Source organism: Vibrio sp. CB1-14, assembly GCF_040412085.2.
GTDB classification, from domain to species: Bacteria; Pseudomonadota; Gammaproteobacteria; order Enterobacterales; family Vibrionaceae; genus Vibrio; species Vibrio chaetopteri.
This window is the reverse complement of record NZ_CP115920.1, coordinates 2,185,554-2,204,870: the sequence shown is the minus strand read 5'-3', so window position 1 is coordinate 2,204,870 and position 19,317 is coordinate 2,185,554. Positions and strand designations below refer to the sequence as shown.

Annotated in this window: 12 protein-coding genes; 8 read left to right on the top strand and 4 right to left on the bottom strand. The window is 45.8% G+C overall.

The window, feature by feature from the left end:
• Window positions 1–421: 421 nt before the first annotated feature.
• From PG915_RS09955 to PG915_RS09940, 4 genes are read left to right on the top strand one after another with little or no spacing between them, the layout of a single operon-like run.
• Entirely contained in the window at window positions 422–1,336 is a 915-nt protein-coding gene (locus PG915_RS09955) for a dihydrodipicolinate synthase family protein (RefSeq protein ID WP_353496388.1), read from the top strand.
• Between the two features lie 3 nt (window positions 1,337–1,339).
• Window positions 1,340–2,728 carry a glycoside-pentoside-hexuronide (GPH):cation symporter gene (locus PG915_RS09950; protein ID WP_353496387.1) on the top strand — a complete coding sequence of 463 codons (1,389 nt, stop codon included), beginning with the start codon at window positions 1,340–1,342 and terminating at the stop codon, window positions 2,726–2,728.
• Window positions 2,729–2,738: 10 nt separating this feature from the next.
• Window positions 2,739–4,349, top strand: coding sequence for a glycoside hydrolase family 43 protein (locus PG915_RS09945; RefSeq protein WP_353496386.1), 1,611 nt, complete (start codon window positions 2,739–2,741; stop codon window positions 4,347–4,349).
• On the top strand, window positions 4,336–6,126 hold the full coding sequence (locus tag PG915_RS09940; RefSeq protein WP_353496385.1) for an IlvD/Edd family dehydratase: 1,791 nt from the start codon (window positions 4,336–4,338) through the stop codon (window positions 6,124–6,126). Before PG915_RS09945 ends, PG915_RS09940 begins: the two co-directional genes overlap by 14 nt.
• Window positions 6,127–6,262: 136 nt before the next feature.
• Here PG915_RS09940 and PG915_RS09935 read toward each other — a convergent pair whose 3' ends face one another.
• From PG915_RS09935 to xylA, 3 genes are all read right to left on the bottom strand, one after another.
• Window positions 6,263–7,267 (bottom strand): glycoside hydrolase family 43 protein, encoded by a 1,005-nt coding sequence (locus PG915_RS09935; RefSeq protein WP_353496384.1) that lies wholly within the window; start codon window positions 7,265–7,267, stop codon window positions 6,263–6,265.
• Window positions 7,268–7,330: 63 nt separating this feature from the next.
• Window positions 7,331–8,941, bottom strand: a complete 1,611-nt coding sequence (locus PG915_RS09930; protein WP_353496383.1) for a glycoside hydrolase family 43 protein — start codon at window positions 8,939–8,941, stop codon at window positions 7,331–7,333.
• Window positions 8,942–9,025: 84 nt separating this feature from the next.
• A complete protein-coding gene (xylA, locus tag PG915_RS09925) occupies window positions 9,026–10,345 on the bottom strand; it encodes a xylose isomerase (RefSeq protein WP_353496382.1) in 1,320 nt (439 codons plus the stop codon).
• A gap of 330 nt (window positions 10,346–10,675) precedes the next feature.
• On the opposite strand from xylA, the gene PG915_RS09920 reads away from it, so the two are divergent.
• Window positions 10,676–12,064 (top strand): glycoside-pentoside-hexuronide (GPH):cation symporter, encoded by a 1,389-nt coding sequence (locus PG915_RS09920; protein ID WP_353496381.1) that lies wholly within the window; start codon window positions 10,676–10,678, stop codon window positions 12,062–12,064.
• Between the two features lie 160 nt (window positions 12,065–12,224).
• Window positions 12,225–14,618, top strand: coding sequence for a glycoside hydrolase family 3 N-terminal domain-containing protein (locus tag PG915_RS09915; protein WP_353496380.1), 2,394 nt, complete (start codon window positions 12,225–12,227; stop codon window positions 14,616–14,618).
• A 111-nt stretch (window positions 14,619–14,729) separates the two neighbouring features.
• Here the strand turns inward: PG915_RS09915 and PG915_RS09910 are convergent, their stop codons facing one another.
• The gene (locus PG915_RS09910) at window positions 14,730–15,935 is read right to left on the bottom strand and encodes a XylR family transcriptional regulator (RefSeq protein WP_353496379.1); all 1,206 of its coding nucleotides are present in this window, start codon (window positions 15,933–15,935) and stop codon (window positions 14,730–14,732) included.
• Between the two features lie 231 nt (window positions 15,936–16,166).
• Here PG915_RS09910 and xylB point away from each other — a divergent pair, with 231 nt between their 5' ends.
• Window positions 16,167–17,618 (top strand): xylulokinase, encoded by a 1,452-nt coding sequence (gene xylB, locus PG915_RS09905; protein ID WP_353496378.1) that lies wholly within the window; start codon window positions 16,167–16,169, stop codon window positions 17,616–17,618.
• A 546-nt stretch (window positions 17,619–18,164) separates the two neighbouring features.
• Complete coding sequence (locus tag PG915_RS09900; RefSeq protein WP_353496377.1) at window positions 18,165–19,247, top strand: ABC transporter ATP-binding protein; 1,083 nt, start codon at window positions 18,165–18,167, stop codon at window positions 19,245–19,247.
• The last annotated feature ends 70 nt before the right edge of the window (window positions 19,248–19,317 follow it).

Sequence of the window (19,317 nt, the reverse complement as noted above, 5' to 3'; positions counted from 1 at the left end):
CGTAACTGTTAATTCAGAGATTAGCTGATAAGAGGAGCATTAGAGCTAGGGAAGAGAAGTGAGCGTTGCCTTACTACCTTGCCTTCACAACTCGCTATTACTACTAGGCACCTGTATCCCTTCCATATCGACAGCACCTCTCTTTCTACGAATAGAAATTTATTTGAACACTTAAAGTGAGCCGAAAAACGACAATGTATGTCTGCACATACCGTTTTTTTGTTTGGCCTTTTCTTTTTTTTGCTTATCAAATTCGAATCTCATTACTCCGAGCAAATTATCAATATAGTAGCTCCAGATGTTACCGGTAACCACCCTGTGACCAACGATTAATATCAAGCTCTAGGTCTAGTTTTCGATGTTGAGAAAATCGTTTGTTTGGTCACTAACTGTAAAAGTAAAGTGAATCACGGAGTCAAACATGACAATGGAAAATAGCTGGGAAGGAGTTATTCCTCCAGTTCCAACGGCCATCGATGCGACGGGACAGTTTGTACCGAAAGACATGGCTATATTAATCGATCACATAGTGGAGTCTGAGGTAAACGGGATGCTATTTCTCGGTACCATTGGCGAGTTTAGCGCGATGCCAAAGGAACAGAGAAAGCAAATTGCTGAATTTTGTATTCAACATACCAATAAGCGTAAACCCGTCATGATTGGTGTGGCTGCTCACTCGATTGCTGAAACGATTGAACTCGCACAGCATGCGGAAGAGGCTGGTGCAGATGCGGTCATCGTCGTCAATCCGTCATATGTGAAATACAGTGATGAAGGGCTTTACCTTTATTACCGCTCCGTCGCTGAGTCGATACATGCACCAGTATTTCTGTATAACTTCCCTAAGCTAACATCTCAATTTCTATCGGTAGAACTTGTTGAGCGCCTTGCGAACGATGTCGAGAACATCATCGGCATCAAAGATACCGTTGATGAGATTGTAAGCACACGTAACTATGTGATGAAGGTAAAGGCGAAACATCCTAACTTCCGTATCTTGTCTGGGTTTGATGAGCATTTGGCTAACAATTTGCTCATTGGTGGTGACGGCGCGATTCCTTCTTCCTCCAATTTCGCGCCAAGTCTGACGTGCGGTGTGTATCAAGCCTTCCAAAAGGGAGACTGGGACACGTTTATGAACCAGCATCGTCGAGTGTCTGAGCTTAGTGAGATGTACCAGATTCAGGCGCCATTCTTTCCAGTCGTCAAAGCAGCGATCAACTTAGTTGGGGTCGAGTTCAGTCAAGGCACGATGGCTCCTTGCGATTCAATCTCTGACAGCGCTGCCGTTCGCATTCGTGAACTATTGCAAACCACCAACATCATCAAAGGGTAAAAAATGGAAAAGATCTCCCTCAAAGAAAAAATCGGCTACGGCTTGGGTGATACGGCTTGTGGATTTATCTGGAACGCAACCATGATACTTCTTGCGTTCTTTTACACTGATGTTTTCGGCATACCTGCTGGGATAATGGGGACATTGTTTCTTGTCTCTCGTATTCTGGATGCGATTACAGACCCTCTAATGGGATCGTTGGTCGATAGAACTCGCACCAGGTTTGGACGCTTCCGTCCTTTCCTATTGTGGGGTGCCATACCGTTTGCACTTACGAGTATGGCGACCTTCTATACGCCGGACTTCTCTGAGATAGGTAAGATTATCTACGCCAGCATCACCTATATCTCGTTGACGCTGGTGTATACCTTTATCAACGTTCCATATTGTGCGATGCCAGGAGCGATCACCAATGATCCACAAGAACGTCACTCGTTACAATCAGTTAGATTCTTCTGTGCAGCGGCTGGTGGCCTTGTTATTTCCGGTGTTGCGCTACCGTTAGTAGACATTATCGGTCAGGGTGATGCACAACGAGGCTATTTTGGCGCAATGTGTATTTTGGGTGTCGTTGGCGCCATCCTACTGACAATTAGCTTTAAGACGACACGCGAAAGAAACGTGTTTGATGAAGAAAGCTCAGTTAACGTTTCTAAGGACTTTAAGTTACTGTTTGCTAACCGTGAATGGCGCATCATGTGTCTGTTTAAATCCATGGCAACGTGTTCAAACGTTATTCGTGGTGGTGTGACGCTGTACTTTGTTAAGTACGTAATGGAGCGCCCAGAGCTGACCAGTCAGTTCCTGTTGTACGGAAGTATTGCTGCGATGCTGGGATCGCTTCTATCGGCACATTTACTCGCTAAGTATGACCGAATCCAATCGTTCAAGATCATTATCATCGTTTACTCAATTCTGAGCTTGGCACTGTACTTTGCACCAGCGGAATACACGGTAATGCTGTTTGCTATCAACATTGTTTACCTATTTATCTTCAACACAACAACACCGGTGCAATGGCTAATGGCCTCTGACGTGATTGACTATGAAGAAGTAAGAAGTGGCCGTCGACTAGATGGGCTGGTCTTCGCGACATACCTGTTCAGCCTAAAAATGGGATTGGCAATCGGTGGTGCGTTAATCGGCTGGGTTCTCGCATGGATGAGTTATGACGCCTCACTCGATGTTCAACCAGACAATATTCTACAAACTATTAAGTTCTTGTTCTGTGTCGCGCCAGTAATTCTCTACGCGGGTATGTACTACATGCTGTCCATATACAGACTAGATACCAAAACAATTAACGAGGTCGCTGCGACTCTTGAAGCGAAACGCAAGAATCAGACGACAGACAATGACCAAGAAGAACTCACACCTGCAGTTGCTAAGTAAGGAACCCACAATGATCAATAATCCAATTCTTAAAGGCTTTCACCCAGACCCATGTATTTGCCGAGCAGGGGATGACTACTACATCGCAACATCAACGTTTGAGTGGTTTCCGGGCGTGCGTATTTTCCACTCTAAGGATCTGAAAAACTGGAAACTGGCGTCGATGCCGCTCGATACGGTAGAAAAGTTGGACATGAAAGGTAACCCTGATTCAGGCGGCATCTGGGCACCGGCACTTAGCTATGCTGACGGTAAATTCTGGCTACTGTATACCGATGTAAAAGTCATCGATGCACCATGGAAAAATGGTCGTAACTATCTAGTAACCGCGGACAATATCGAAGGTCCTTGGAGTGACCCGATCCCGATGGGTAATGGTGGCTTTGACCCTTCGTTACACCACGGTGAAGATGGTAAGAAGTACTACGTTTATCGAACTTGGGGGCCACGAAATCACAGCGACCCAATCAACGAGATCGTGATTCAAGAGTACGATCCAGAGACACATAAGTTTGTCACAGACCGACGCTCAATCTTTGATGGCACCGATCTCAAGTACACGGAAGCACCACACATCTACAAAAAGGATGATTATTTCTATCTCATCACTGCAGAGGGTGGCACGAGCTTTGAACATCATGTAACAGTTGCTCGCTCTAAAGACATCTATGGATCTTATGAGCTGTCTCCGCATGGTGCCCTTATGTCTACGTGGCACACACCAAACAACCCACTGCAAAAAGCAGGTCACGGGTCATTGGTAGAGACTCCTGATGGCGAATGGTATATCACCTATCTAGTGAGTCGCCCACTTAAGTTCCCTGGCCGTCCAAGACTTGCAAGATGGGGGCGCGGAGCATGTTCTATGGGACGTGAGACGGGCATTGACCGTTTGGAGTGGAAAGATGGCTGGCCGATGGTGGTCGGTGGTAACTTTGCAAAACTTGAGATACCAGAAGCCGACTTCGGCGTTACAAGCGAAGCTGAAAGTGAAGCGATTTATGATGACTTTAGCAGTGAGTCGCTACAAGGTCATTGGCAAACGCTGCGTATTCCGTTTAGCGATAAACTGGGCAGCCTAAATGAACGCGAAGGCTACCTGCGTTTGCGTGGTAACGACAGTCTGTTATCTCTGTTTGAGCAGTCAACGGTGGCAACTCGTTGGCGACACCATGAGTTTGTCGCTTCTACCAAGCTAGAGTTTAACTCTACCAACTTCCAGCAATCAGCAGGCCTTTGTTGCTACTACAACACCAGCAACTGGACTTACCTTGCGGTTGAATTTGACGAAGAACTCAAGAAGAACTGTATTCGTGTTATGCAGGTAGACAAGCAAGCGGCGAGCTTCCATATGTACGATGAGCCAATTATCGTACAGCATGATACGACGTCAATTTGGATGCGAGTCAATGTCAATGGATTGACGTATCAGTACAGCTACTCTTTCGACGGAACAAATTGGCATGACGTGCCAGTAGTGTTTGATGCTTGGCGTCTATCTGATGATTACATTGATGGTCGTGGCTTCTTTACCGGCGCCTTTGTCGGTTTGCATTGCGCGGATATCAGTGGCTTTGGCTGCCATGCTGATTTTGAGGAATTTAGCTATGAGCCGAAATAACGATCGCCCCAATGTGCGCTTTCGTTCGCAAGATTGGTTTTGCAACGAAGAACACATTGACTTAGCAGCGCTCTACTCTGAGCGATTTATGAACTCGGGATTGACCCCTGAGGAGCTGCATTCGGGTAAACCCATCATAGGTATTGCTCAATCAGGGAGTGATATGTCGCCTTGCAATCGCGTGTTGCTAGAGCTGTCATCTCGCATTAAAGATGGCATTCGAGAGGCGGGGGGAATTCCTTTGGAATTCCCAACACATCCACTATTTGAAAACTGCAAGCGCCCAACGGCAGCGCTTGACCGTAACTTAGCTTATCTTTCATTAGTGGAGATCCTTTACGGTTACCCAATCGATGCAGTCGTGCTAACCACGGGCTGTGACAAAACCACGCCTTCAGCGGTGATGGCAGCATCGACGGTAGACATTCCCGCTATCGTGTTCTCCGGTGGTCCCATGCTAGATGGCCACCATGAGGATAAGTTAGTAGGCTCGGGAACAGTCATTTGGCAATCGCGTAGAAAGCTTGCTGCTGGGGAGATTGATGAGCAGCAGTTTATGGATCTTGCTATGAAGTCTGCGCCTTCAGTTGGTCACTGCAATACCATGGGCACGGCCTCAACGATGAACGCGATGGCGGAAGCTCTAGGTCTTACTTTACCCGGCAGTGCAGCTATACCTGCTGCTTATAGGGAAAGGGGACAGATGGCCTATTACACTGGGAAGCAGATTGTAGAGATGGCGTATCAGGATTTAAGACCGTCGAAGATTTTGACCAAACCCGCCTTTTTGAATGCGATTCGAGTGAACTCTGCGATTGGTGGTTCTACTAATGCTCAGCCGCATTTGGTCGCGATGGCGAAACATGCTCAAATTGAGATAACCGCAGAGGATTGGGAACAATACTCACATAAAATTCCGCTACTCGCCAACGTGCAACCTTCGGGGGAATATTTGTGTGAAGCGTTTCATCGAGCAGGAGGTGTTCCTGCGGTGATGTGGGAGCTGTTGCAAAACGACCAGCTTGATGGAAATGCGCTGACGGTTACGGGCAGGACGATCAGCCAAAACCTTGAGGGTCGAGAAACGAATGACCGTAAGGTGATTTATCCATATTCTGAGCCACTGAAACACAACGCTGGCTTTATCGTAATGAAGGGCAACTTGTTTGACTTCGCGATTATGAAAACCAGTGTAATCACGGATGAATTCAGACAAAAGTATCTGCAAGTCCCTGGCAAGGAAGGCGTGTTTGAGGCGAGAGCCATCGTCTTCGATGGTTCCGAGGACTACCATAGACGTATCGATGATCCGAGTCTGAATATCGATGAAAATTGCATATTGGTCATTCGCGGCTGCGGACCTCTTGGCTGGCCTGGCTCTGCTGAAGTCGTCAACATGCAACCACCCAAGCATCTGTTAGAGCGTGGTATTCAAAGCCTACCGACTTTGGGGGATGGCAGGCAATCTGGTACCTCAGACAGCCCTTCGATTCTGCATGCGTCTCCGGAAAGCGCAGCGGGTGGTGGATTAGCCTATCTTGATACTGGGGATAGGATTCAAGTTGACCTCAATAAAGGCCGGTGCAACGTCTTAGTTTCTGAGCAAGAGTGGCAGCAGAGAAAAGCATCACGAGGTCTACCATCAGTGCCTGCAAGTCAGACCCCTTGGCAAGAGATTTATCGTCAATCGGTAACACAAATGGATGAAGGTGCGGTGTTCGATAGTGCTCTTAAATTTGATAGGTTGTCTAAGACGCTTCCAAGACACAATCACTAGAGTATTGTGTTAGCTCTAATACAGTGAACAAGCGCGTGAATGAGTTTCACGCGCTTTTTTATTTTAGCGAAACGACCAGTGTTAACGAAACCAAAAAAAGCGGCGCCGCTTAATCGTTATCACTTTTTATTAACGACTAGAGGTCTTTGTAAGGTGAGATCGTTTGAATGCGACCATTTTCATCATGAACAAGCTCTGTCATCTTGATGCAGCGCAAATGTGTTTGACCACCTGACAGCGAACTATCGTGATAAAACAAATACCATTTGCCTTGATACTGGGCTACGGAATGATGTGTAGTCCAACCGACGACTGGCTCTAGGATAACGCCTTGATAGGTGAAGGGACCATAAGGCGAGTCACTGGTCGCATAGACGATTTTGTGAGTGTCACCAGTTGAGTATGAGAAGTAGTACTTGCCATTGTGTTTATGCATCCACGGGCCTTCGAAGTAGCGACGCTCGTTATCACCAGCTAACAAAGGTTCACCATTTTCGTCGATGATCACCAGATCCCTAGGCGTTTCTGTCAAATCAACCATTGAACCAGCAAGTTTAGCAACTAATGGACAAAGCGCTGTTTGATCATGTGAAGGGTATTGCTCGTCGCCAAACTTACCTTCAGTCCAGTTTTGAAGTTGCCCGCCAGAGATCCCGCCAAAGTAGATATAGTATTGGTCATCATCATCTTGGAAAACGGCTGGATCAATACTAAAGGTGCCTTCGATATGGGTATCTTCAGGGATGAATGGCCCGGTTGGACTATCACTAACCGCTACACCAATGTGGAACACGCCTTGATAGTTTTTAGCAGGAAAATAGAGGTAGTATTTGCCGTCTTTTTGCGCAGCATCAGGTGCCCACATTTGTCGTTCAGCCCATTTAACATCATTGATGTCGAGGGCATTACCATGGTCTGTGGTGATTCCACCCACGTCATCAAGTGAAATGACATGGTAATCACGCATATCAAAGTGATCCCCTGCGTCGTTTTGCGGCATCTCGCTCTCTACATCGTGGGAAGGATAGATGTAGATTTTATTGTTAAAGACATGCGCCGAAGGGTCAGCAGTATAGATATGCGTTACCAGTGGCTCTGATATTGCTTTTGTCGGTTTTTTTTCAGCGGTAGCATGGGTCATAACGTTATCTCTATTGGTATGAATTTAAAAAGTTACGGTGCTTGTAGACTCTCTTCGAGACCTTTAATCAAGCTCACGATAAATAAAGTAATCGAAGTCGGCAGGTGCATTTTGGCCGGTGATATCACAGGCAAATAGTGCAGCAAAGCTTCCAGTAAATCGGAAGATATCTGGGCCGCCTTCATCGGATAGCGGAGTGCTGTTCAAAGCGGCGCCGAGATTTGACCAGCGTTCGCCGTCGAGGGAGTAGCTGAACTGATACCATTGTTTTTCGAGGCTTAGCCGCATGTATACGGTGTCGGTATCTTTAATGGATAGAGGCTCACCATATTCTTGATACTGATCGTTAATGTTCCCAACGACCTGTAGTACGTTTTGCCCCATATCATCTTTGGTCATTTTCAAAAAGTAGTGGCCGTTTCTCGCGTAGTAAGCACATAGCCCGGCCATCTGATAGGGGGACGTAGGAGCGAATTCCATCTTAGTTTCAATCAGTGCGTAGTGGCTTTGGAAGCGGCGCGCAATAAGGCTGTTTTGATAACGAGAATAGAGGTATTGACGACCTTTCAATCTTAAAAAACCTGGACGCTCGGTTAATGATCCCCAAGATTCATCTAGGGGCTCTCTGAGTGTTTGGAAGTTAATGTTTAACTGACTATCGTCAAAGTCGTCTTTCTCTTGCTCGACTGGCCAAAGGGAAGGCGTCAATTCCGGCGCCTTTACTGTAATCAGAGGTGTCTTGCCAGATGTGACATATGGCCAGTCGTCCAGCCAGTGGGCTTTTTGCAGTGCTGTTTCTCTTCCTAGAATAGAGAAGCCATTGTCATATTTAGGGATGAACTGATAACCCTCTGGGTTCTGGATTCGTCGACTACAAAGATGGCTCAAGTACCATTCACCGTTTTGTGTCTCTACTAGGAAGCCATGACCCGCTCGCGATAACTCGGCATCTTCTTGAAAGCGACTCGTTAGAATCGGGTTCTTAGGATGCACTTCGTATGGACCTAATAGGTTTTTTGAGCGACATACAGTGACTGCATGATTGCGTTCGGTACCACCTTCTGCAGTGATAAGATAGTAGTAGCCATTGCGTTTTAGCATCTGTGGGCCTTCCGTACAGCCCAAATGTGTGCCGGGGAAAATGTTGTGCACCGACCCTATTAACTTTTCTTCCTCTGCATCGAACTCTTGCAGGACTATGCCACCAAAGAAGTTAGTGTTTGAACGCCCATCCCAGACCATATTTAGCATGTATTTTTTGCCATCATCGTCATGGAACAAAGAGGGGTCGAAGCCATAGTTGCCAATCGACATAGGTTCACTCCATGGTCCCTCGATGCTTTCGGCTGTGACCACAAAGCTTGGTGTTGCCATCCAAGTACCGCCCTTACAAGAATGTACATTGGCATAACAGACCCAAAACTTACCATCAGAGTAGCTCAGAGTTGGCGCATAGACCCCTTCAGAGTTATCCATACCCGTCATGTCTAATTGTGACTTTCGGGTGAGAACATGGCCGGCCAGACTCCAGTTCACAAGATCCTTTGAGTGGTGTATTTGGATACCCGGAAACCACTCAAAGGTCGAAGTCGCGATGTAGTAGTCGTCACCAACACGCAATATGGATGGATCAGGGTTGAAGCCTCGTAAAACCGGATTATTAATTTGATGCATAGTCATATTCCAAATCAGTGAGCTAAAAAGCCTAAGCTAATCGACGATTAACTTAGGCAAATGAGAAGTAACAATAACGAGAGACTACTTATAGATGAAACCGTTAACGATGTTCTCTAGGTACTCTTGACGACCTGACTCCTTAACCGGTGAGATGTTTTTCTCAACTGAAAGTGTCGCTAGCTGTTCAAGATTTAGGTCACCACCAAGGATTCTCTTGCCTAGGTCTTCATTCCAGCTTGCGTAACGCTGCGCGATATTTTTAGAAAGCACATCGTTTTCAATCATGTCTGCTGCGCGCTCTAGCGCTAGCGCCATCGTATCCATACCGCCAATATGGCCGTGGAAGAAATCTTCTAGGTCAGTAGATGGACGACGTACGCGAGCATCGAAGTTGAAGCCACCGGTAGTGAAGCCACCTGCTTTCAGGATTTCGTACATAACCAATGTGTTTTCTTCAACACTGTTAGGGAACTGGTCTGTATCCCACCCAAGTTGTGCATCACCGCGGTTCGCATCAATAGAGCCGAACAGACCTAAAGACGTAGCCGTTGCCACTTCGTGGTGGAAGCTATGACCTGCTAGAGTCGCGTGGTTTGCTTCGATATTTACTTTGATCTCGTTCTCTAGACCAAACTGTTTTAGGAAGCCGTACACTGTTGCTGTGTCATAGTCGTATTGGTGCTTCGTCGGCTCTTGAGGTTTTGGTTCAATCAGAATTGCGCCTTTGAAACCGATCTTGTGTTTATGCTCAACGACCATCTGCATTAGACGGCCAAGTTGCTCACGTTCTTGGCGAAGGTCTGTATTTAGCAGAGTTTCGTAGCCTTCACGGCCGCCCCACAATACATAGTTTTCACCACCCAGACGATGAGTTGCATTCATTGCATTGAAAATCTGTGTTGCAGCGTAAGCGAATACCTTAGGATCTGGGTTCGTTGCTGCACCAGCCATGTAACGAGGATTAGAGAACGCATTTGCCGTACCCCAAAGTAGCTTCATGCCTGTTTCTACTTGCTTTTGCTCAAATACGTCAACCATTGTTTGGAAGTTATTAACGTACTCTTTTAGTGAGTTGCCCTCTGGCGCAATATCCGTGTCGTGGAAGCAGTAATAAGGCACATTCAGCTTGGTATAAAACTCGAATGCTGCGTCCGCTTTCATGCGAGCTTGTTCCATTGGATCCGAAGCCTTTAACCACTCATGATTGAAAGTACCATCACCAAAGATGTCAGCACCTGGCCAGCGGAAGTTGTGCCAATAGCACGCTGCAAACCTCAGGTGGTCTTTCATCGACTTGCCCAGAATCATACGATCCGGGTCATAGTGACGGAATGCTAAAGGGTTTGTTGTATCCTTACCTTCAAAATTGATTTTCTTAATGTTCTTGAAATATTCACTCATAGCCTAATTTCCAAATCGTGGTTGTGGACTTTGTTCGCATTCATCTTGTTATTTTTCAAGAGGGTCATCAATTACGATTTTTGATACCAAAATTCACCTATTTATTAAATGTGCTCTAGTTCTCAAAATTGACGTTAATTAAATAGAGTTGAAAATGCGTAATGAACTTAACTTGTTGATTATTAATAATTAAAAATTACACGGGTGTCGCGGTTGTAGATAAGCATCACAGATGGGAAATATCGTAATTTGATAACCAAATAGGGTAAGTTGATTAAGCGCCTCTAACCATGAAGAATAATTTCCAAGCGAAATTTGGTGGAGTTAAATATGAACGCAGTTAGGTTGTCCGTAAGGGAAAAAGTGGCTTATGGATTAGGCGATACGGGATGTAATTTTGTTTGGCAGACCGTAATGTTGTTTTTGGCTTATTTTTATACAGATATTTATGGTCTATCACCGGCACACATGGGAACCATGTTTCTTCTTGTCCGTTTTATTGATGCGGTAACCGACCCAATTATGGGCTCAATTGTGGATAGAACCCGCTCAAAGCATGGTCGCTATCGACCATATCTATTGTGGATGGCTATCCCATTTGGACTCGCTTGTATGGCAGCATTCTTTACCCCTGATTTTGGACCTACAGGCAAGGTAGTTTATGCCTACGTGTCCTATATTTTCCTCACGCTCATGTATACCGCAATCAATGTTCCTTATTGCGCAATGGCAAATGCATTAAGCAATGATCCTAAAGAGAGAACGTCACTTCAGTCTTATCGTTTTGCATTGAGTACGGCAGGTGGCTTGGTTGTTGCTATGTTGGCGTTACCACTGGTCGATGTCATTGGGCAAGGAGACGTGCAAAAGGGCTACCTTGGTGCAATGGCTATCATGGGCTTAGGTGCAATTGGACTTTTCTTTTTTAGCTTTGCTAATACGAAAGAGCGTTACGTTCCAAGCCAAGAGGCTCAGCAATCGGTACTTCATGACCTTAAGCTTCTAATGAAGAACAATCAATGGCGCATTCTTTTCATCGTCAATGTGATTCTCCTTACCGGTGTGGTGCTAAAAGGGGCGTCTACCATGTACTACGTCAACACTGTGATGGGTCGACCTGATCTAGCAACAATGTTTATGGTCGCAGGCATGCTAGCCAACATTGCGGGTGCCATGATTTCAGCTCCACTACTTGGCCACTTAGATAAGCCTAAAATTTATCGCGTGCTAATTGTTGCGTCAGGATTCCTATCTGCTGTGTTGTTCTTAGTTGATCCTCAAAACGTGTTTATGGTGTTTGCATTGGTCATCATATTGGGTGTGGTACAGATGAGTACAACTCCGATCTTATGGAGCATGATGTCAGATATCGTCGATTATGAGAAAACCAGAAGTAATCGTTCGCTCAGCGGCATGGTGTTTTCGACGAATTTGTTTGCTATCAAGCTCGGTATTGCACTGGGCGGAGCATCAGTAGGTTGGTTGCTTGCGGCTTCGGGTTATGTTGGCGGCGCTGAGACTCAGACCGAGAGTGCGGTAATGGCTATCAACTTACTGTTTACGGTTATCCCTGGAGTGTTCTATGCGTCGGTTGCCATCTTCATGATGTTCTACAAGTTAGACAATGCAAAACTTGATCAAATCAAAGCGATGCTGACGCTCGATGCTAAGCAAAAAGAACAGGTTAAGCCTGCTTCACACAATGCTGAACTTGGTTAAAACGAACCCCCAAAACGCTATGTCGCTCCTGACGAAGTGTTTTAGCCCTGCTGAAGCGGGGCTTTTTCTCCGAATTAACGCCTTGCGACAAATTGTAAGGCGACAAGAACCTAAGAATATAGAGCGAGCTTGCTCTGATTAAGAAAAAATGGTGACACCGATGATCTATAAAGAGAGTACAGCGCCTGTTACTGAGCGCGTCCAAGATTTACTTAGCCGCATGACCAATGAAGAAAAACTTGCCCAACTTGGGGCGCAGTGGTTAATCCTCAAAGAGGACGGCGACCATCAAGACCGCGAACTAGAGATGGCGAGTGAGCAGACTCGTGTGCCAGTAAAAGAGCGTCTGAAACATGGTTTGGGACAAATTACTCGACCATTAGGTACACACGTGACTTCGCCTCAGGCTGGTGTCGCAGCATTGAACAAATTACAGAAATATCTTGTTGAAGAAACTCGTCTTGGGATCCCTGCTATTTCGCACGAAGAGTGTTTGGTAGGTCTAATGTCGAAAGAGGCAACACTTTATCCATCGTCGCTCAATTATGGTCATACATGGAATGACAAGCTTATTGAGGAAATGGCGCAAGATATTGGTCGTCAAGTCCGAGCGGCGGGTGCTCAGCAAGGTTTGGCTCCGGTACTAGACGTGTCACGGGATGTTCGTTGGGGTCGCACCGAAGAAACTTTAGGTGAAGATCCTTATCACGTGGGGGTTATGGCAACGAGCTATGTGCGCGGTCTTCAGGGTGAAAAACGTGATGTCCTAGCCACGCTAAAACACTACGTTGGTCACTCCTTCAGTGAGGGTGCTCGCAATCATGCTCCGGTTAATCTTGGTTTAAAAGAACTGAATGACACCTTTATGCTGCCATTCGAAATGGCAATAAAGCTTGCCAATGCAGGTTCGGTGATGCCTGCGTATCATGATATCGATGGCGAGCCTTGTCATTCATCAGAATATCTACTGACAGAAGTGCTACGCAACCAATGGGGCTTTGACGGACTGATTGTTGCTGATTACGGTGGCATCGACTTGCTGCGTGCTCATCATGCTGTAGCCTCAACGGAAGAGGAAGCGGCAGCGCTGGCATTTAACGCCGGTTTAGACATCGAGCTACCAGATGATGCTTGCGCTTCACGTCTTCAGGCTGCTTTGGATAAAGGTCTTATTTCTCAAGCGAAGCTAGACGAAATTGTTTCAAGAATTCTAACTAAGAAATTTGAGTTAGGGCTGTTTGAAAACCCTTACTGCGAAGAACCCGATGAGCCTCTAAGTAACTCCAAGTCCAAAGCACTTGCGTATCAAGTGGCCAGTGAGTCAATTGTTCTGCTAAAAAATGATGGTACTTTGCCTTTGGATACACAGAAAAAGGTGGCGATTGTCGGTGCGACCGCGGATGACCAGTTGGCTCTTTTGGGAGGGTACAGCTTCCCTGTTCACCTGATTCTGTCGAGTATGGAAAGTGATGAAAAAGTAGCAAAAACCATTCGTGAGGCAATCGCTGAGCGATTTAACACTACTTTCTATGCAAAAGGCTGTGAGATATTAACGGAGCGTCACGCGAATGCTCCGGTATTCCCCGGTGATGTTGACTTGGCACTATCACAAACGCAGACTTCACCGATTAGTATGGACGAAAGCTTGATTGGTGATGCCGCAAGTGCAATTGCTCAGTCTGACGTGGCTGTGGTGTGTGTCGGTGATTTGGCGGGTCTATTCCAAACTGGAACCGTCGGTGAAGGCTCCGATGTAGAGTCTCTTTCACTGCCGGGCATTCAACAATCTCTGGTGGACGCTGCGCTTGATAGTGGCAAGCCAGTGGTCGTTTTGGTCACTGGCGGACGACCATATAATCTAGGACGCGCAGAGCAAGAAGCGGCGGCAATTGTCTACGGCTGGGCTCCTGGGCAAGAAGGTGCAGATGCCATTGCTGATGTACTAACTGGTACAGTAAACCCAAGTGGCAAGCTAACACTATCGATTCCTAAGTCTGTTGGTGCGGTGCCGTATTACTACAATCATAAACTCAAGAGCGGTGGTACACCGATCGCTTATCACTTCGGGTCAAAATACAACTTTGGTTTTGGGTTAAGTTATACCGACTTCACGTACTCAAACTTCAATGTAGCCAATGCAGTAGTGGAACATGAAGACACTATCGATGTGTCATTAACCCTAACGAACACTGGCGATAGAGACGGCACAGAAGTCGTTCAATTATATGTACGTGATGTTTATAGCTCGCTCGTTCGCCCGGTGAGGGAGTTAAAAGGCTTTAGCAAGGTATCTTTGAAGGCAGGCGAGTCAAAGAAAGTTACGTTTGCGCTCCCGGTTGACATGCTCAACTTCACGGACAGCAAGCATAATCGTATTGTTGAAGCCGGTGATTTTGACATTATGATTGGTCGATCTTCTGATGACATTCTATTCAAGCAAACCGTCACCCTGAAGGGTGAAACTCGTGTCTTACCAAGGGCGTGGAGAATGATTTGTGAGGGCCATATCGAGGTTGAGAGCTCTGCTCAGGTAGAGAGTGAGGTCATGGCTTAGCCTTGGTGGCTGAGTTTTTGGTCGTACAATAATAAATGACTCAATAAACATCCCCCCTTGTTAGTGTGGTGCTAGCAAGGGGAATTTTTTGATATAGCTTATTAAGTCAGGCTATGCAGGGCAAGGTTGTATGCCACCTGATTCGCGATATTCTTTTGGTGTTTGGGATAGGTTTTTCTTAAACACGGTATACATATATTGGAGCGACGGGTAGCCACATAGTTCTGCGATTTCGACTATGGGTAAGGAGGTGCTCGACAATAGATTAGAAGCGCGTCGTAGCTTGGAGTTATGAATCTCTTGGTGAATGGAGTGACCGCACTCTTCTTTAAATCGAGCTTCCATGTTTGAGCGAGAAATCCCGACGTAGCTCAGCACTTGGTCGACTTTGATGCCTTTACAGGCGTTGTGGCGGATAAAGTGCATCGCTTGAATAACATAAGGGTCTTTGAGTGCTTGGAAGTCGGTGCTTTGACGTTCAAATACTTGAGTTGGTGGTACCATCACACGCGCATGTTTCAATACAGAGCTGTTTCTCGGTTCTTGTTGCTTTGACTCGAGCAGCTTGTGGAGCATTTTTGCTGCGCGATAACCCATTTCCTTGGTACCTTGACCAACAGAGCTTAGAGACACTCTGGTTAGGTATCGTGCTAACTCTTCATTATCAATACCAATGACCGAGACCTTGTCAGGCACCATAATGTTTAGATGTTGGCAGACTTGTAGTAAGTGTCTCGCTCTGGAGTCCGTTACCGCAATGATCCCTGTAGGCGTAGGCAAGCGCTGAAGCCAGTCGGCCAAGCGGTTCATGTCGTATTGCCAAGTACTTGGATTGGTTTCATTGCCGCGGTAAATGGAGCAAGGATAGCCCTCACGACTGACGATATTAGAGAAGGCCTTCTCACGCTCAAGCGCCCAACGGGTATTCTCATCAAGTGGCTTGCCGTAAAACGCGAAGTTTTCAAGTCCCTTTTCTTTGAGATGTTGGAATGCCAGCTCTACCAAAGCTTCGTTATCCGTCGCCACGTAGGGTACATTGGGGTAGTCGTCTTCGTTTTCGTAAGAGCCTCCAACGCCGACAATTGGAATGTCCGAATCTTTGAGAAGCTCAACGATTTTAGGGTCGTCAAAGTCAGCGATAACCCCATCACCTTGCCAGTTATGGAAGTTATCCAAGCTGGTAGTGAACTCTTCTTCTAAGAAAATATCCCAATCACACTGTGATGCTTGCAAATACTCTCCAATCCCCTCAATCACTTCACGGTCGTAAACCTTGTTGGCGTTGAAAAGTAGGGTAACTCGAAAATGTTTATCCATGTTTGTGTCTTTTTATGTGCTAGCCAAAACCATGAGGGATTCTATCAGCCTAAATAACCAAACGGTGTGATCACGGGCGCAGTCGTGAAATCCGTGAAATACGCTACTAAAAAACGTAATTGTCTGAACAGACCATGAGCTTATGATTGATAGCGTTTACCGGGTATCAAGGGCAGACGCTGAGCGCAGCGTAATTATTGCAAACAAATATGACAAAGTGCGGGAGAGGGTATGTATATTGGAATCGACTTAGGAACGTCGGGTGTAAAGTCTATTGTGATGACGGTGTCAGGAGAAATCCTCGCAACGACAACGGTGGAGATCGATGTGTCTCGACCTAAGCCACTCTGGTCTGAGCAGGATCCGCAAAGCTGGTGGAAAGCGACTTGTGAGTCCATTGAAGGTTTACGAGATCTTGTTGATTTGAGCCGAGTGAAAGCGATTGGCCTTTCTGGTCAGATGCACGGCGCAACGCTTGTCGACAAGAATGGAGGTGTACTGAGACCCGCTATCCTTTGGAATGATGGCCGCTGCGCTGCAGAGTGTAATGAACTTGAATCTTTGGTGCCGGATTCTAGAACGATTACAGGCAACATTATGATGCCTGGCTTTACTGCACCAAAGTTGAAGTGGGTTGCAAATCACGAGCCCGAGGTTTTTGCAAAGGTTGATAAGGTGCTGCTTCCAAAGGATTATCTCCGATTTAAAATGACGGGCGATTTTGCTAGCGATTTGTCTGATGCTGCTGGCACGGGTTGGGTTGATGTTGAGTTAAGAGCGTGGAGTACTGAAATGCTCGAGGCCACTGGGTTAACATTAGCGCAAATGCCGGCGTTGTTTGAAGGTAAAGACGTCACCGGTTATTTATCAGAATCCATTGCCAAGCAGTGGGGAATGCAGTCAGTTCCGGTTATTGCGGGTGGGGGTGACAACGCTGCTGGAGCCGTGGGTGTTGGGATAACTCAGCCTGGACAAGCCATGCTGTCACTTGGAACATCAGGGGTGTATTTTGCTGTGAGTGATGGCTTTATTTCTAATCCTGAGTCTGCGCTGCACAGCTTTTGTCATGCTTTGCCGAATACCTGGCATACAATGTCAGTCATTTTGAGCGCTGCATCGTGTCTGAAGTGGGTTGCCCAACTCACGAACTTCGACAATGTCGGTGACATGATTGAGCAAGTTGAGCAGTCAGCGGACAAGGAATCTGAAGTCGTATTTTTACCTTACCTTTCTGGCGAGAGAACGCCGCACAACAACCCAGATGCGAAAGGTGTATTCTTCGGAATGACGCATACAACGACTCGTTTGGAGCTCGCGCAAGCCGTAATGGAAGGGGTAGGCTTTGCTTTCGCTGATGGCTTTGATGCGTTGCATGTGACTAAGAATATACCGGAAGAAGTATCATTGATTGGTGGTGGAGCCCGCAGTCAGTATTGGCGTCAAATGCTTGCCAATATCGTAGACATGCCACTAGTTTATCGTGAAGGTGGTGATGTAGGCCCAGCCCTAGGAGCGGCTAGACTGGCGATTCTGGGCACGTTAGAAGGGGCAACACTGCATGACATTTGTCCGACACCAAAGCTGGTTGAAAGACATGAGCCAAACTCAGTAGCGGTAGAACAATACAAAAAGAAACGTTTGGTCTATCAAGCGCTATATCAACAGCTGAAGGACTTGTTTTAATCAGTGAATAATATGAGGGCTTGACCGGTCAATTCGGTGTAAGCCCTTATTAGTAATGATATTTCCTCAGTAATACTTCGAACTTGTATATTCGACTGCTAAATACCAGATTTAGTTGAAGAGAGTATATAGCGAGGTATGCTTCGTCACGCCTACCAATCTTGCATGCGACTACTGTACCTGTACTCTTTAACCAAATAAATGTCACTTGGTTAGAAAATTCTTGTCAGATATTTATGTGAATCAGATCAAGAATTGTCACATTACCTAAAAGATTAATCACAATAAATAAAATCTTCATAGTGAACTTAAGAGTAATTACTCTGCGGTTATCATATTTAACTTTGGTATTTCTTTATTTTGTAAGTGTGTCACCGATCACACCAATTTTATAGTCAATAATGTCTCTGATGCATTAGTCGTGATCAAATTCTCACTCGTTAAATACGTTAACAATAGAAGTAAAAAACATAATTGTATTTAGGCGGGTATAAATTGAACATATAAGATAACAAAGCGTGTTTGATTGACATATCAGGGTAGGCCATGGCAACGATTCAATTTAAAAATGTAGATAAGATTTACTCGGGAAATGCTCACATTGTAAAGAAATTCAATTTGTACATTGAGGATGGAGAGTTCGTTGTTTTTCTAGGCCCCTCGGGATGCGGAAAATCAACGACTCTACGCATGTTATCCGGGCTAGAGGAGATCTCCGCCGGGGAAATACTCATCGGTGACTCGGTGGTAAATGATTTATCACCAAAGGAGCGAAATATCGCCATGGTGTTTCAGAGCTATGCTTTGTATCCGCACATGACGGTTTTCGACAATATTGGTTTCTCCTTGAAGATGGAAGGCCAAAGTAAAGAGGCAATCAATAAGCAGGTGAGGGTCGTAGCCGACATGCTACAACTTACCCCTTTGCTGAAAAGAAAACCTCGTGCCCTGTCCGGTGGACAGCGTCAACGTGTCGCTATGGGTAGAGCGATGGTAAGAACGCCGGAGGTTTTTCTGTTCGATGAACCCCTGTCGAACCTCGATGCAAAGCTCAGAAACGTCATGCGTTCTGAGATAAAACAGCTACACAGAAAACACAAAAAAACCACGGTGTATGTGACTCATGATCAAATTGAAGCGATGACTCTAGCGGACAAAGTGGTGATTTTACGTGATGGTTTAATTGAGCAAGTGGGTACGCCAAAAGAGATCTATCACTACCCAGTAAATGAGTTTGTTGCGGGCTTTATTGGTAGTCCAACCATGAACATGGTTCCTGTGAACCTTGAATGTGATGACGATGAAATCCGAATTCTTCTGAATAATCAAGTCTTCGATGTTAGAAAGAATAATGTCGGTAATACTTCAGGGAAAGGTAAGCTTGGTATTAGACCAAGTGACATTAGCCTAAAAAAGACCAGCACTTCAATGTCGGTTAAAATCGATGTTGAAACTAGCGAACTACTTGGAACCACCAAACTAGTCTATGGTCGCCTAAATGGAATTGATATCACAATAGAGTTAGATTCCAGTGCAGATATTACTGTGGGAGAAAGAGTGGAAATGTATATCGACAATTCTCGTCTACATATATTCGATGAACAAGGTGTCAATATTTCCATTGGCTAACCTGTCAGAATGGCAAAAACAAAACGATCTATTTCTAAGGCTATGTCTATGGTAAGGAAGGGTTTTGTTG

What these genes read in the sequence shown, in the direction of transcription:
- PG915_RS09955 (WP_353496388.1), top strand. Translation starts at nt 422, where the DNA reads ATGACAATGGAAAATAGCTGGGAAGGAGTTATTCCTCCAGTTCCAACG.
- PG915_RS09950 (WP_353496387.1), top strand. Translation starts at nt 1,340, where the DNA reads ATGGAAAAGATCTCCCTCAAAGAAAAAATCGGCTACGGCTTGGGTGAT.
- PG915_RS09945 (WP_353496386.1), top strand. Translation starts at nt 2,739, where the DNA reads ATGATCAATAATCCAATTCTTAAAGGCTTTCACCCAGACCCATGTATT.
- PG915_RS09940 (WP_353496385.1), top strand. Translation starts at nt 4,336, where the DNA reads ATGAGCCGAAATAACGATCGCCCCAATGTGCGCTTTCGTTCGCAAGAT.
- PG915_RS09935 (WP_353496384.1), bottom strand. Translation starts at nt 7,267, where the DNA reads ATGACCCATGCTACCGCTGAAAAAAAACCGACAAAAGCAATATCAGAG.
- PG915_RS09930 (WP_353496383.1), bottom strand. Translation starts at nt 8,941, where the DNA reads ATGCATCAAATTAATAATCCGGTTTTACGAGGCTTCAACCCTGATCCA.
- xylA (WP_353496382.1), bottom strand. Translation starts at nt 10,345, where the DNA reads ATGAGTGAATATTTCAAGAACATTAAGAAAATCAATTTTGAAGGTAAG.
- PG915_RS09920 (WP_353496381.1), top strand. Translation starts at nt 10,676, where the DNA reads ATGAACGCAGTTAGGTTGTCCGTAAGGGAAAAAGTGGCTTATGGATTA.
- PG915_RS09915 (WP_353496380.1), top strand. Translation starts at nt 12,225, where the DNA reads ATGATCTATAAAGAGAGTACAGCGCCTGTTACTGAGCGCGTCCAAGAT.
- PG915_RS09910 (WP_353496379.1), bottom strand. Translation starts at nt 15,935, where the DNA reads ATGGATAAACATTTTCGAGTTACCCTACTTTTCAACGCCAACAAGGTT.
- xylB (WP_353496378.1), top strand. Translation starts at nt 16,167, where the DNA reads ATGTATATTGGAATCGACTTAGGAACGTCGGGTGTAAAGTCTATTGTG.
- PG915_RS09900 (WP_353496377.1), top strand. Translation starts at nt 18,165, where the DNA reads ATGGCAACGATTCAATTTAAAAATGTAGATAAGATTTACTCGGGAAAT.